Here is a 14,715-nt window from a genome sequence, read left to right as displayed (position 1 = left end):
GGTTATCCGCTCTTTCTCACCTTATCTCCGTTCATTTTTGAAGCAAATCACAAAATATAACCTTCCTTAGAGTATGGAATTGACGCTGTATGAATACGTCGGCATAGTGTCAATATACAGAACAGCAGTTCCATATACAGAACACATTTTTGATACTAAAGGGATGCAATGATGAGCATTGAAATAGAGAAACCGACCACACGAGGGCGCTGGCTGCATATTATTCCAGCCACGATCCTCGTTTATATCGTGGCCTATATGGACAGGACCAATATCGCCATTGGGATCGCAGGCGGCATGGATGAAGATTTAGGCATGACGGCTTCTTTTGCCGGTCTGGTCGCCGGGATCTTCTTTATTGGTTATATCTTCCTGCAAATTCCCGGCGGTCAGATAGCCGAGCGGCTAAGCGCCAAAAAGTTAATTGCCTGGACAATCGTCGCCTGGGGGGGCTTTGCCCTGCTGACCGGTTTTGTTCAGACACCGACGCAGTTGTTGATTATTCGCTTTGTGCTCGGCGTGGCGGAAGGTGCTGTGTATCCCGCCATTCTGGCGCTGATTGGCCACTGGTTCCCAAATGAGGAGCGCGCCAGGGCTATCGCCTATTTCCAGATGAACCTGGCCGTCGCTTCTATTATTACCGGGCCGCTTTCCGGCTGGCTTATTGAAACCTACGGCTGGCGGGAGATGTTTATCATCGAAGGCTTGCTCTCTCTGGGACTGCTCTTTGTCTGGCTACCTTTGGTTTCCGATCACCCGCATCAGGCAAAGTGGCTGGATCCGAAAGAGCGCGCCTGGATCGAACAAAAATTGCTGGCCGATCGCGCGTTGAGTATTGGCGGAGAACAAAGCAGCATTCGCTGCGTATTAAAAAGCATCAACCTGTGGAAGCTTGTCGGTATCTATTTCTTCGTACAGGTCGGATTCTATGGCTTCGCGCTGTGGATGCCAAATCTGATTAAACACCTGACCGGCAGCGGCATGACCATCGTTGGGGTACTCACCGCGGCGCCTTACGTTCTGTGCATTATCGGTCAGTATTACATCGCCAAATGGTGTGATAAAACGATGAATCGCCGCCTTTACACGGCTATTCCTCTGCTGGGTTTCGCGGTCTGCCTCGCCCTCTCCTTATTACTGAAAGATAACGTCTGGCTCGCCTACGGCATGATGGTTATTTGCGGGTTCTTCCTGCAAGCCTATGCCGGTCCATTCTGGACGCTGCCGCCATTACTCTTCGCCCCCAACGTTCTGGGCGGCGTGCGCGGCACGATCAACGCCCTGGGCAACATCGGCGGCTTTATCGGTCCGTATCTCGTCGGGCTGTTAACGGTGACGTTCTCGCAAACAGCAGGAATGACCGTACTGGTTGCCGCCCTGCTTATCGCCGTTGGACTGCTTTTCAGCTTACCTTCTGTTACCGCTCGTCCTGCAGGTAGCAGCAACACACCTAACACCTCGACGCCGGGTGCGTCACTTAAACAGGAAGGAATCGCCAAATGAGCCAAAAATGTCAACATGCTCGCGACCTGTGGTCGCAGCTCGACGCCCTGCGTCTTGGAATGAATTACAGCAAAGAAGATGTCAATAAACTGCAGGTCCTGGTGGATGATTGCTATGGTGAAAGTCATCCGGGCAGTTTCCATCTTAACCAACTGGGCGATGAAGCCGTGCTGGGTGTTCATGAAAGCGGCGGTCGCGCGGTCCGTCACCATGTGACGGATATCTGCGACGGCTGGGGTCAGGGCCACGATGGGATGAACTACATCCTGGCATCTCGCGAAGCCATTGCCAACATGGTCGAAATTCATGCCTCAGTGGTGCCTTATGATGCCGGTATTCTGATCTCAAGCTGCGATAAATCTATCCCGGCGCATCTGATTGCCGCCGCACGCCTGAACCTGCCGCTACTGCATATTCCCGGCGGTTCTATGCGTCCGGCACCGAATATGAGTACTTCTGACCTCGGTGGGATCACTGCTAAGTTGAAGAAAGGCGAAATCGGCATTCAGCAAGTGGAAGCCATGCAGCAATGCGGTTGCCCCACCGCCGGAGCCTGCCAGTTTATGGGAACGGCCAGTACCATGCAGTGCATGTCGGAGGCCTTGGGGCTGGCCCTGCCAGGCAGCGCTTTGCTGCCATCGACCCTGGCGGAAATTCGCCGCGTTGCCAGAACTGCAGGCCACCAGGCGCTGTATCTGGCGGAGAAAAATATCACCACCCATAAGATCCTGACTCCTGCGGCGTTTGAAAATGCTATCAAAGTCCATGCTGCTATTGGTGGCAGCACCAATGCGATGATCCACCTTCCGGCCATCGCTCATGAACTTGGATGGGAGCTGAAGCCCGAACTGTTTGATCGGATCAATAATGAAATCCCTTATCTGACCAATATTCAGCCCAGCGGTGAATACGTTACCGAAATGATGTGGTTCGCAGGCGGCGTGCCAATGGTGCAATGGTATCTGCGCGATTATCTGGATCTTGATGTTCTTACCGTGACTGGCCGTACGCTCGGCGACAACCTGGAAATGCTCCATCAATCCGGCTTCTTTACCCGCAACCACGGTTACCTCAACAATTACAAAGTCAGCCCGGAGGAGGTGATCCGTAAACCAGAAAATGCCACCAAAAAAGGGTCGATTGCGGTACTGAAAGGCAACATCGCGCCTGAAGGAGCGGTCATTAAATACGCGGCCTGTGCGCCGGATATGCACCACCATACCGGTCCTGCTCGGGTCTTTAACTCCGAAGAAGACGCTCAGCAGGCCATCATCCATAACCATATCGAACCCGGCGACGTCATTTTCATTCGCTACGAAGGCGCAAAAGGCTCTGGCGCACCGGAAATGCTGATGACAACCGATGCCATCGTGTATGACAAACGCCTCGACGGAAAAGTCGCATTGATTACCGACGGTCGTTTCTCTGGAGCGACCAGCGGGCCATGTGTCGGACACGTCTCGCCAGAAGCCGCTGATGGCGGGCCGATTGCCCTGGTGGAAGATGGTGATTTAATCGAAATGGATGTGAAAGGCCGCAAGCTCAATATTGTAGGGATCGACGGGATGCCTAAAACAGAAGAGGAAATACGCCGCTGTCTTGAAGAGCGTCGAGCAAGCTGGAAGAAACCTGATTATTCAAACCGTCGCGGCGTCTTTAAACAGTTCACCGCTAATGCAACATCATTAATGGCCGGAGCCTGGCTTAAATAATATCCCTGGCGGGCTACGGCTCGCCTGTTTTAAGGATCAATACATGACTCAGATTACGAAATTTCACGGCGTATTTCCGCCAGTTCCGACCATTGTTAATGCGCAGGGAGAGTTAGATAAAGTCGGCATGGCAACCTTGCTGGATCATCTTATTGCAAGCAAGGTCAATGGCGTATTACTGCTGGGCAGCGGAGGGGAATTTTGCCATATGACCAATGCGCTGCGTCTGGAAACCGCAGAGTTTTGCGTTCGTCATATTAACCGCCGCATTCCAGTACTATTAGGTATTAGCAGCACCAGCACGCAGGAAGTGATTGAGTATGGTCAGCATGCCGACCGACTCGAAGTCGATGCCGTGCTGGTACTCAATCCCTACTATGCCAGATTGACCGATGAGTATATTTATCATCATTTCAAAACCGTGGCTAATAACATAAAAAGCCCGGTCATTCTCTACAACTTTCCAGCATTGACGGGACAGGACCTTAGCGTTGATTTAATTACCCGGCTGGCGCAGGATCACCCCAATATTATCGGCATTAAGGATACCGTTGATAATATCAGCCATATTCGTGAAATCATCAATAATGTCAGGCCAGTGCGTCCGGACTTCGTTATTTTCTCCGGCTATGATGAATATATGATGGATACGCTTATCTTAGGCGGCAACGGCGGGATCCCAGCGACAGCGAACTTTGCGCCGCAGCTAACCTGCGGGATCTACCGTGCGTGGTGTGAAAAAGAGTATGAGACAATGTTCGGATTACAGCGCAGGCTGTCCGCGCTTTCCACTATTTACAGCCTGGATTCACCTTTCTTCGGGATAATCAAAAAGGCAATTCAGCTTAGCGGAGTCGATATTTCAACTCATGTAATGCCCCCCGTTTTGCCGGCAAATGAAGAACATATTTCGAATTTGAAGCAGATCTTACAGCGTGCGGGACTTTAAGCGATGACGAAAGCGGGCTTCTTGCCCGCTGTGTCTTTTTATTTCAGCACATCAGACGCGTCAGGCTACGGCTGGCATCCATCATCAGCGTAGCAAGCGACTCGCGTTTATCATCGGGGATCTGGAACGTAACGCCGGATACGCTCAGGGCGGCGATCACTTTCCCCTGCGTATTGAATACCGGCACCGCAATGCAGCGCACGCCAAGGGAGTCTTCTTCGTTATCATAACCCCAGCCGCGACGGCGAATTCCTGCTAACTCCTGCTTAAGGATATTCACATCTGTGATCGTCGTATCCGTAAAACGCGTTAATATCTGATCTGGAGGCAGCAACTCCTCCAGCTCTTCCCCGCTAAGCCATGCAATCAGCACCTTTCCCAGCCCTGAGCTATGTAATGAGAGGCGCTTGCCCTCCCAGCTTCGAATCACAATAGCCTGTGGGCTTTCGACTTTCAGAAGATAAATGGGGGCATCGCCCTCCAGAACGCCAAGATGGCAGGTCAGGCCGGTGTTATCGCGAATCTCTTCAAGAATCGGTAACGCGATTTTTTTAATGTCATACTGTTCCGCCGCTTTATTACCTAATTCATACAGGCGTAGCCCCAGATAATACTTGTCTTTTTCCTGGCGTAATAACCCATGCTCCACCATGCCGTTGAGCAAAGATGAGGTACTGCTTTTCGCAATCCCTGAATTTTGATGGATCTGGGTAAACGTTGCGCCATCGCACTCCAGAAGGTAAGCAAATACGCGCATAATTTTATCGAGAGCCGGAATAGATGTCGTAATCTTTTTCATATTATTATCAATTAATTATGGATTTTTCTGCTAATACTATACACCAGTACTCAACCCTTTTTCCATGACAGAGACCAAGTGCCGCTAACAGATTCAGCAGACGAATATCGGCATACCCCCCGAATATACCACGATAAAAAACGGGGCCGTTTGGCCCCGTTCTCAAGCGTTAAACCGCTACAACCGCACCGGATCAATATGCCAGATATTTTCGGCATACTCTTTGATGGTTCTGTCCGATGAGAAGTAGCCCATATTGGCAATGTTGAGCATCGCTTTCGTCGTCCACTCTTCCGGGCGACGATACAACTCATCCACCTTATCCTGGCAGTCCACGTAGCTGCGGTAGTCCGCCAGCACCTGATAGTGATCGCCAAAGTTAATCAGCGAATCTACCAGATCGCGGTAACGGCCTGGCTCTTCCGGATTAAAGACGCCGCTACCAATCTGCGTCAGTACCTGATGTAGCTCTTCATCTTTTTCATAATAGTCGCGAGGCTTATAACCCTGCCTGCGCAACGCTTCCACCTCTTCGGCAGTATTACCGAAGATAAAGATATTCTCCTCGCCGACATGCTCTTGCATCTCTACGTTCGCGCCATCCAGCGTACCAATGGTGAGCGCGCCGTTCAGGGCAAATTTCATATTACTGGTGCCGGAAGCTTCTGTCCCTGCCAGCGAAATCTGCTCAGACAGGTCGGCAGCGGGAATGATCACCTGCGCCAGGCTGACGCTGTAGTTCGGGATAAACACCACTTTCAGCTTGTCGCCAATCTGCGGATCGTTGTTAATCACTTTCGCCACGTCGTTGATCAGATGAATAATGTGTTTTGCCATGTAATAGGCGGAAGCCGCCTTACCGGCAAAAATATTCACCCGCGGCACCCAGTCGGCCTCCGGATTTTCTTTAATGCGGTTATAGCGGGTAATGACATGCAGCACGTTCATCAGCTGACGTTTGTACTCGTGAATACGCTTAATCTGCACGTCAAATAACGCTTTAGGGTTCACCACCACATTCAGTTGTTGCGCTATCACTACCGCCAGCCGCTTTTTATTTTCCAGCTTCGCCTGACGCACCGCATGATTGACCAGCGGATAATCACAATGCTGCTTCAGCTCGCTGAGCTGGCTAAGATCGGTACGCCAGGTACGACCAATATTCTCATCCAGCACGTCAGAAAGCGGCGGGTTTGCCAGCGCCAGCCAGCGGCGCGGCGTAACGCCGTTAGTGACGTTACAAAAACGGGTCGGAAAAATCTTCGCAAAATCCGCGAACAGCGACTGCACCATCAGGTTGGAATGGAGTTCAGAAACGCCGTTGACTTTATGGCTGACCACCACCGCCAGCCAGGCCATCCGTACCCGGCGGCCGTTCGACTCATCAATAATCGACGCGCGTCCAAGCAGGCTGGTATCGTTGGGATATTGCTCCTGCAACGTTTTCAGGAAATAGTCGTTAATCTCGAAGATAATCTGCAGGTGACGGGGCAGAATTTTCCCCAGCATATCGACAGGCCAGGTCTCCAGCGCCTCGCTCATCAACGTATGGTTGGTATAAGAGAAGACCTGACAGCACACCTCAAACGCGTCGTCCCAGCTAAATTTATGTTCATCAATCAGCAGGCGCATCAGCTCCGGAATTGAAAGCACCGGATGCGTATCATTGAGGTGAATGGCGATTTTATCCGCCAGATTCTCATAGGTTTTATGCAGTTGATAATGACGGTGCAGGATATCCTGTACCGTCGCCGAGACCAGAAAATACTCCTGGCGCAGGCGCAGCTCGCGTCCGGAATAGGTGGAATCGTCCGGATAGAGCACCCGTGAAACGTTCTCAGAGTGGTTTTTATCTTCCACCGCCGCAAAGTAGTCGCCCTGGTTGAATTTACCGAGGTTGATTTCACTACTGGCCTGCGCATTCCACAGCCGCAGTGTGTTAGTGGCGTCGGTGTCGTAACCGGGGATGATCTGATCATACGCGACGGCCAGAATCTCTTCCGTCTCAATCCAGCGCGCTTTTTTACCTTCCTGCTGAATGCGCCCGCCAAAAAGCACCTTATAGCGCGTATTGTGGCGCTTGAACTCCCACGGGTTGCCATATTCCAGCCAGTAATCCGGAGATTCTTTTTGCCGCCCGTCGACAATATTCTGCTTAAACATGCCGTAGTCGTAGCGAATGCCATACCCGCGACCCGGTAATCCTAGCGTCGCCAGCGAGTCCAGGAAGCAAGCCGCCAGCCGTCCTAAGCCGCCGTTGCCAAGCCCTGGGTCATTCTCTTCATCGATCAGCTCTTCGAGATCTAAGCCCATGGCCTCCAGCGCGCCTTTAACGTCGTCATAAATGCCCAGCGAGAGCAGCGCGTTAGAGAGAGTACGACCAATCAAAAACTCCATCGACAGGTAATAAACCTGCCGGGTTTCCTGCGATAATTGAGCTCGATTAGAACGCAGCCAGCGCTCCACCAGACGATCGCGCACCGCGAACAACGTGGCGTTCAGCCATTCGTGTTTATTGGCAATGACCGGGTCTTTACCAATCGTAAACATCAGCTTATAGGCAATAGAATGCTTAAGCGCCTCAACGCTGAGTGTGGGCGATGCATAAGTAAACGGAGCATTCATATAAATGATTCCTGGATGACTATTTCAAGCGATAGTACAGCTCGCGGTATGATTTCGCGGCAACTTGCCAGCTAAAATCCATCGCCATCGCCTGCCGTTGTACAAACCGCCAAAGCGAAGGCCGTGACCACAACACAAAAGCACGCCGAATCGCGCGTAGCAACGACCAGGCGTTACTGTCTTCGAAGACAAAACCGCTGGCGATACCGTCCGCCAGATTTTCCAGCGAACTGTCGGAGACCGTATCGGCCAACCCCCCGGTACGCCGCACCAGAGGCAGCGTGCCATACTTTAAGCCATATAACTGCGTTAAGCCGCACGGTTCGAAACGACTGGGCACCAGAATAACGTCCGCGCCGCCCATAATGCGATGCGAGAAAGCTTCGTGATAGCCGATCTGTACGCCAACCTGCCCTGGGTGTTCCGCCGCCGCCGCGAGGAACCCTTCCTGAAGCACCGGATCGCCCGCGCCGAGTAGCGCCAACTGCCCGCCCTGCTCCAGCAGCCCCGGTAACGCCTCCAGCACCAGATCCAGACCTTTCTGGTTGGTCAGACGGCTTACCACGGCAAACAGCGGCACTTTGTCGTTAACCTTCAACCCCATCGCAATTTGTAGCTGACGTTTGTTTTCCGCCTTCTCTTCCAGGGTATCGCGCGTGTAGCGCGACGCCAGCAGCAGATCGGATTCCGGATTCCAGATCTTCTCATCCACGCCGTTCAGTATGCCGGACAAGCGCCCTTCCAGATGACGCTGACGCAGCAAGCCTTCCATACCATAAGCAAACTGCGGTTCGGTAATTTCACGCGCATAGGTCGGGCTCACCGCCGTAATATGGTCGGCATAGTACAAACCGGCCTTCAAAAAGGAGAGTTGTCCGTTGAACTCCAGCCCATGCATATTAAAGAATGACCACGGCAGTTCGATGTCATCCATATGCTTTGCATAAAACATGCCTTGATAGGCCAGGTTGTGTACGGTAAAGACCGATTTCGCCGGCCGCCCGCGCGCCGCCAGATAGGCGGGCGCCAGCCCAGCGTGCCAGTCATGGGCGTGCACCACGTCGGGGCGCCAGAATGGATCAAGTCCGCAGGCCATTTCACAGCCGACCCACCCTAACAGGGCAAAGCGCAGCACGTTATCGGTATAGGCATATAAATTCGTATCGTGATAGGGACTGCCTGGACGCTCGTACAGATGCGGCGCGTCGATCAGATAAATGCCCACGCCGTTATAATGCCCGAACAGCAGCGATATCTTACCTGCGAAAGTATCGCGGCGGCTCACCACATGCGCGTCGGGTATCCCCCGACGGATATCGGGAAACCCTGGAAGCAGAACGCGAACATCAACATCATCCGCAATTTGTGCCGCAGGCAACGCGCCTATCACATCCGCCAGCCCCCCAGTCTTCAGCAGGGGGAACATCTCTGAACATACATGTAAAACCTGCATTATCGCTCCTGTTTGACCTGCAGTTTGCGCAGCATTTCACGCGTGACCAGTACAATACCTTCTTCTGAACGGTAGAAACGACGAGCGTCCTCTTCCGCATTTTCACCAATCACCATGCCTTCCGGGATAATACAGGCACGGTCAATAACACAGCGACGTAAACGGCAGGAGCGCCCTACCCAAACCTCAGGTAACAACACTGCCGAATCAATATTACAAAAAGAATTTATTCTCACCCGGGGGAAGAGCACAGATTGCACCACCACCGAACCGGAGATAATGCAGCCGCCGGAGACCAGCGAGTTCAGCGTCATACCGTGGCTACCGGAGCGGTCCTGCACGAATTTCGCAGGCGGTAGCGATTCCATATGCGTACGGATAGGCCAGTTCTGGTCATACATATCCAGCTCCGGCGTCACTGAGGCTAAATCCAGGTTCGCCTTCCAGTAAGCTTCCAGCGTACCTACATCGCGCCAGTACGGTTCGGCTTGCGGATCGGACTGCACGCAGGAGAGCGGGAAAGGATGCGCGTAAGCCATACCTTCGCGGGTGATTTTGGGGATAATGTCTTTACCGAAATCGTGGCTGGACGCGTCATCTTTATCGTCTGCCGCCAGCAATTCATACAGGTAATCGGCGTCAAAAACGTAAATGCCCATACTGGCCAGCGCTTTGCTGGCGTCACCAGGCATTGCGGGGGGATTCGCCGGTTTTTCGACAAAATCAATAATCTTGTCGCTTTCATCAACCGCCATCACGCCGAACGCCGTCGCTTCTTTGATCGGCACCGGCATACAGGCCACCGTGCAACGCGCGCCCTTTTCAACGTGATCGATCAACATACGCGAGTAGTCCTGCTTGTAGATATGATCGCCTGCCAGGATGACGACATATTCCGCTTTATAGCGACGAATAATATCCAGGTTCTGGGTCACCGCGTCTGCCGTGCCGCGATACCAGTTTTCGCCCTTCATACGCTGTTGAGCTGGCAGCAGATCGACAAATTCGTTCATCTCTTCGCTAAACAGTGACCAGCCGCGCTGAATATGCTGCACCAGCGTATGGGACTGATACTGAGTGATCACGCCGATACGGCGAATCCCGGAGTTCAGACAATTAGATAAGGCGAAATCGATGATGCGGAACTTCCCACCAAAGTGGACGGCTGGTTTGGCGCGTTTGTTCGTTAAATCTTTTAGACGCGTGCCGCGGCCGCCGGCCAGGATTAGGGCAACAGATTTCAATGGCAGCTGGCGCGCCAACATTACACGATCGTTCTTCTCTAAACTCACCATGATTAACTCCTTTTTTATCCTCTCTGGAACACACACAGTCCATGCGCAGGTCCCTGCCAGACCGCCGTTATCACCGGATTATCCTCTCCAGCGAATGGGGGAACGGCGCGCCATTCCCCTTCGGGTAAAACTATATCTGTCACCTCAAGCGTGGCATTTATCGCAATCAGAAAACGGTCCGACAACAGAATTTGCATCAGCTTAGGCCCGTTTTGCCACTCATCCGCACTCAAGGGTTGCGCGTTTTTATTTAGCCAACGCACGTTGCCATCGCCTTCTTCCCACCAGCTATTGCCGGTTAAAGCCGGTATCTGCTGACGCAAACGAATCAGCGCGGCGGTAAACGTGGTTAACCCACGATTTGCCTGCTGCCAGTCCAGCCAGGTTAAGGCATTATCCTGACAGTAGGCGTTATTGTTGCCGTGCTGGCTATGGCCGTGTTCATCGCCTGCCAGCAGCATCGGCGTTCCCTGAGAGAGCAGTAGCGTCGCCAGCAGGGCATGAATGCTGTCGCGCCGCCGCTCCATTAAATCAAGCGGACCGCCTAATCCTTCTTTACCATGATTGTCGCTGTAATTGCTGTTGGTGCCGTCGCGATTTTCCTCACCGTTCGCCTCATTGTGTTTCTGATTGAAACAGACGCAGTCCCGGAGCGTAAAACCGTCATGCGCCGTGAGCAGATTGACAGAGGCGCCGGGCGCGCGGCCATTGCGTTTAAACACATCGCTGGAAGCGGCGAAACGACAGGCAAATTCCCCGGTCGTCAGGTTACGCGGCAACCAGAATCGGCGGGCCGCATCGCGAAAATGGTCGTTCCACTCGGCAAACGGTGGCGGAAAATTCCCGACCTGATAGCCGCCCTCGCCAATATCCCACGGTTCAGCAATCAGCTTGACCGTTGATAACACAGGACACGCTTTAATCGCGGCGAACAGCGGCGCATCCTGGCGAAACGTCGGCGTGCGCCCCATGACGGACGCCAAATCAAAACGAAAACCATCGACATGACAGGTTTCCACCCAATAGCGCAAACACTCGCACGCGTATTCCACCACGCCGGGATGGCTTAAATTGAGCGTGTTGCCGCATCCCGTCCAGTTGTGATAATCGCCATCGTCCCTTATCCAATAATAGCTACGGTTATCAATTCCGCGCAGAGAGAAGGTTGGACCGTCCAGATCCAGCTCGGCGCTATGGTTTAATACGATGTCCAGAATGACCTCAATCCCCGCGCGATGCAGCGCTTTCACCGCATCGCGAAACTCGTCCAGCGCCATCTCGGGCGAACTGGCCCAGGCGGGATGCAGCGCGAACATCGCCATCGGGTTATAACCCCAATAATTGGTCAGCCCCATACGTTGCAGGCGCGGCTCGCTGGCAAACTGCGCCACCGGCAACAGTTCCAGCGCCGTAATGCCAAGCTGTTTGAAGTACGCCACCATGACCGGATGACCGAGCGCTTTATAGGTACCGCGTATCTCCTGGGGGAGTTCCGGATGCAGGTAGGTAAGCCCTTTGACATGCGCTTCATAGATGACCGTTTTTCCCCACGGCGTGCGCGGCGCGGCGTCATCTTCCCAGTCATAATGGTCGCTGATTACCACGCTTTTCGGCGCCACCGCCGCGTTATCGCGGTAGTCCGGTTCATCGTGTCCGCCGTGCAACAGCGGATGATCTTTTAGTTCGCCCTCGACCCGGCGCGCATAAGGGTCAAGCAGTAACTTCGCCGGATTAAACCGATGCCCCTGCGCTGGTTGCCACGGGCCATGTACGCGGTAGCCATAGCGCAAACCTGGCCTGGCGCCTGCCAGATAACCATGCCAGACATCGCCGCGACGTCCTGGCAGGTCATAGCGACGCTCATTCCCTCGGGAATCAAAAACGCACAGCTCTACGCGCTCCGCATGGGCGGAAAAGAGCGTGAAATTCACGCCATGACCGTCATACGTTGCGCCATGCGGCGTTGCTTCGCCGATCGCAAGCTGCGTCATTCCCCCTCCCGCATCAGCCAGATCGTCGCCAACGGCGGTAACGTCAGGTTAAGAGAGTGCTGACGGCCATGGCTTTCGATCTCATCGCTGTGCACCACGCCGCCATTGCCGGTGTTGCTACCGTGATAATGCATCGAATCAGTATTGAGAATTTCACGCCAGCGTCCCGGCTGGTTGATGCCAAAGCGGTAGTCGTGGCGAGGAACGGGCGTAAAGTTGCTGGCGACGATGATCTCGTTACCGGCTTTATCACGGCGTACAAAAATCAGTACCGAGCGTTCATTGTCATCGACCACCAGCCACTCAAAGCCGTAAGCATCAAAATCCAGCTCATGCAACGCTTTATGGTGGCGATAGGTGTGGTTGAGATCGCGTACCAGACGCTGAACCCCGTGGTGCCAGTTATCGCCCCCCTCCAGCAAGTGCCAGTCGAGGCTGGCGTCATGGTTCCACTCGCGTCCCTGGGCAAACTCATTCCCCATAAACAGCAGTTTCTTGCCGGGGAAGGCCCACATCCAGCCATAATAGGCGCGCAGGTTGGCAAATTTTTGCCACGCATCGCCCGGCATACGATCGAGAATGGATTTCTTGCCGTGAACCACCTCATCGTGCGACAGCGGCAGAACAAAGTTTTCGGTATGGTTGTACAACATACCAAAGGTCAGCTTGTCGTGATGATACTGGCGGTACACCGGGTCCAGCTTCATGTAGTCCAGCGTGTCGTGCATCCAGCCCAGATTCCACTTGTACCAGAACCCCAGCCCACCCGTTTCCGGTGGACGCGTCACGCCAGAGAAGTCTGTCGACTCTTCCGCCATGCTGACCGCGCCGGGCACCTGCTCGCCAATAATGCGGTTGGTATTACGCAGAAACTCAATGGCTTCCAGGTTTTCACGACCGCCGAACTCGTTCGGTATCCACTCGCCCTCTTTGCGGCTGTAGTCGCGGTAGATCATAGAGGCCACCGCATCGACACGCAGCGCATCAATCCCAAAACGCTCCATCCAGTACAGGGCGTTGCCCACCAGATAATTACTGACTTCACGACGACCATAGTTGTAGATCAGCGTATTCCAGTCCTGGTGATAGCCCTCGCGCGGGTCGCTGTGCTCATAGAGGTGGGTGCCGTCAAACTCCGCGAGGCTAAATTCATCGGACGGGAAATGGCCCGGCACCCAGTCGAGAATGACGTTAAGGCCCGCCGCATGGGCCGCATTGATGAAATAGCGGAAGTCGTCCCGCGTACCAAAGCGGCGGGTCGGCGCGTAGAGGCCGGTCGGCTGGTAGCCCCAACTGCCGTCAAACGGATGTTCGTTGACCGGCAAGAGTTCAAGGTGCGTAAAGCCCATCCATTTGGCGTAAGGCACAAGCTGATCCGCCAGCTCACGATAGCTCAGCCAGAAATTGTTATCCGTATGGCGGCGCCATGAACCTAAATGCACCTCATAAATCGAGATCGGCGCATCAAACTGATTGGCTTTTTGTCGTTCTTCGCCTGGCGTCACTTTCTCCGGCAGTCCGCAAATCATCGACGCCGTTTCCGGACGCATCTGCGCCTCAAAAGCATAGGGATCGGCTTTAATGCGCAGATTACCGTTCGCATCAAGCAGCTCGAATTTATACAGTTGTCCATTATGCGCGCCGGGGATAAACAGCTCCCAAATACCGCTCTCTTTGCGCAGACGCATCGGGTGGCGACGCCCATCCCAATAGTTGAATTGCCCGACAACCGAAACGCGACGAGCATTAGGCGCCCAAACGGAGAAACGGGTGCCGGTGACGCCATCCATCGTATCGGCGTGCGCGCCCAGCGTTTCATAAGGACGCAGGTGGGTGCCTTCCGACAATAGCCAGGCATCCATTTCCTGTATTAATGGACCAAAACGGTAAGGATCGTCGATGAGGTTCTGCTGTCCGTGCCAGGTCACGGCGAGCTGATAGCGAAAGAAATTTTTACGTCGGGGTAAAACGCCGCAGAAAAAACCGCGAGCGTCGAGACATTCCAGTTTGCCGACTTTACGTCCGGTTTTGGGTTCAATCACCCATACGTCGGTGGCGTCAGGTAATAGGGCGCGGACTTCTAGTCCGGCTTGGGTCTGGTGCATTCCGAGTACGGAAAAAGGGTCCGCAAAATGTCCTGCAATTAGCGCATTAATCACGTCTCTATCGATACGACTGGACATGGTTTGTCATCCTGTTTTGTGGCGTCACTCCATCTCACTGAATTCAACATCAGGTAGTGACACTTCTTTGACCTGAACGGCGCAGCACACTGTGCATCCTATCTGCGTCGTCCTACCTTCAGGTTAGGCTTAATACCCGTGGGATTAAGCTACCCTTAAAGAATAGCCAATGCTCTGCTTAACTCCTGATAAAAATGAAACATCT

Annotated in this window: 9 protein-coding genes; 3 read left to right on the top strand and 6 right to left on the bottom strand. The window is 53.5% G+C overall.

Annotated elements, in window-relative coordinates; translation table 11 throughout:
* Window positions 1–168: 168 nt before the first annotated feature.
* From J4617_RS16750 to J4617_RS16740, 3 genes are read left to right on the top strand one after another with little or no spacing between them, the layout of a single operon-like run.
* A complete protein-coding gene (locus J4617_RS16750) occupies window positions 169–1,503 on the top strand; it encodes an MFS transporter (protein ID WP_023198559.1) in 1,335 nt (444 codons plus the stop codon).
* Window positions 1,500–3,215 carry a dihydroxy-acid dehydratase gene (locus J4617_RS16745; RefSeq protein ID WP_000078494.1) on the top strand — a complete coding sequence of 572 codons (1,716 nt, stop codon included), beginning with the start codon at window positions 1,500–1,502 and terminating at the stop codon, window positions 3,213–3,215. The genes J4617_RS16750 and J4617_RS16745 overlap by 4 nt, the downstream gene beginning before the upstream one ends.
* Window positions 3,216–3,258: 43 nt before the next feature.
* A complete protein-coding gene (locus J4617_RS16740; RefSeq protein WP_000192193.1) occupies window positions 3,259–4,164 on the top strand; it encodes a dihydrodipicolinate synthase family protein in 906 nt (301 codons plus the stop codon).
* A 43-nt stretch (window positions 4,165–4,207) separates the two neighbouring features.
* On the opposite strand, the gene J4617_RS16735 is transcribed toward J4617_RS16740, so the two are convergent.
* The 6 genes from J4617_RS16735 to glgB all read right to left on the bottom strand — a co-directional run bounded on the left by J4617_RS16735 (window position 4,208) and on the right by glgB (window position 14,510).
* A complete protein-coding gene (locus J4617_RS16735) occupies window positions 4,208–4,963 on the bottom strand; it encodes an IclR family transcriptional regulator (protein ID WP_000724553.1) in 756 nt (251 codons plus the stop codon).
* Window positions 4,964–5,140: 177 nt separating this feature from the next.
* Window positions 5,141–7,588, bottom strand: coding sequence for a glycogen phosphorylase (glgP, locus tag J4617_RS16730; RefSeq protein WP_000993424.1), 2,448 nt, complete (start codon window positions 7,586–7,588; stop codon window positions 5,141–5,143).
* A 19-nt stretch (window positions 7,589–7,607) separates the two neighbouring features.
* Complete coding sequence (gene glgA, locus J4617_RS16725; RefSeq protein WP_017465335.1) at window positions 7,608–9,041, bottom strand: glycogen synthase GlgA; 1,434 nt, start codon at window positions 9,039–9,041, stop codon at window positions 7,608–7,610.
* A complete protein-coding gene (gene glgC, locus J4617_RS16720) occupies window positions 9,041–10,336 on the bottom strand; it encodes a glucose-1-phosphate adenylyltransferase (protein ID WP_000253994.1) in 1,296 nt (431 codons plus the stop codon). The genes glgA and glgC overlap by 1 nt, the downstream gene beginning before the upstream one ends.
* A 14-nt stretch (window positions 10,337–10,350) precedes the next feature.
* A complete protein-coding gene (gene glgX / locus J4617_RS16715) occupies window positions 10,351–12,327 on the bottom strand; it encodes a glycogen debranching protein GlgX (protein WP_000192485.1) in 1,977 nt (658 codons plus the stop codon).
* Window positions 12,324–14,510, bottom strand: a complete 2,187-nt coding sequence (gene glgB / locus J4617_RS16710; RefSeq protein ID WP_000098543.1) for a 1,4-alpha-glucan branching enzyme — start codon at window positions 14,508–14,510, stop codon at window positions 12,324–12,326. The genes glgX and glgB overlap by 4 nt, the downstream gene beginning before the upstream one ends.
* Window positions 14,511–14,715: the final 205 nt, after the last annotated feature.

This window comes from Salmonella sp. 32010601201800023SM (assembly GCF_017572235.1).
Taxonomy (GTDB): Bacteria; Pseudomonadota; Gammaproteobacteria; order Enterobacterales; family Enterobacteriaceae; genus Salmonella; species Salmonella enterica.
The sequence above is the reverse complement of the archived record's forward strand: the minus strand, read 5'-3'. Positions and strand labels throughout refer to the sequence as shown.

What these genes read in the sequence shown, in the direction of transcription:
- J4617_RS16750 (WP_023198559.1), top strand. Translation starts at nt 169, where the DNA reads ATGATGAGCATTGAAATAGAGAAACCGACCACACGAGGGCGCTGGCTG.
- J4617_RS16745 (WP_000078494.1), top strand. Translation starts at nt 1,500, where the DNA reads ATGAGCCAAAAATGTCAACATGCTCGCGACCTGTGGTCGCAGCTCGAC.
- J4617_RS16740 (WP_000192193.1), top strand. Translation starts at nt 3,259, where the DNA reads ATGACTCAGATTACGAAATTTCACGGCGTATTTCCGCCAGTTCCGACC.
- J4617_RS16735 (WP_000724553.1), bottom strand. Translation starts at nt 4,963, where the DNA reads ATGAAAAAGATTACGACATCTATTCCGGCTCTCGATAAAATTATGCGC.
- glgP (WP_000993424.1), bottom strand. Translation starts at nt 7,588, where the DNA reads ATGAATGCTCCGTTTACTTATGCATCGCCCACACTCAGCGTTGAGGCG.
- glgA (WP_017465335.1), bottom strand. Translation starts at nt 9,041, where the DNA reads ATGCAGGTTTTACATGTATGTTCAGAGATGTTCCCCCTGCTGAAGACT.
- glgC (WP_000253994.1), bottom strand. Translation starts at nt 10,336, where the DNA reads ATGGTGAGTTTAGAGAAGAACGATCGTGTAATGTTGGCGCGCCAGCTG.
- glgX (WP_000192485.1), bottom strand. Translation starts at nt 12,327, where the DNA reads ATGACGCAGCTTGCGATCGGCGAAGCAACGCCGCATGGCGCAACGTAT.
- glgB (WP_000098543.1), bottom strand. Translation starts at nt 14,510, where the DNA reads ATGTCCAGTCGTATCGATAGAGACGTGATTAATGCGCTAATTGCAGGA.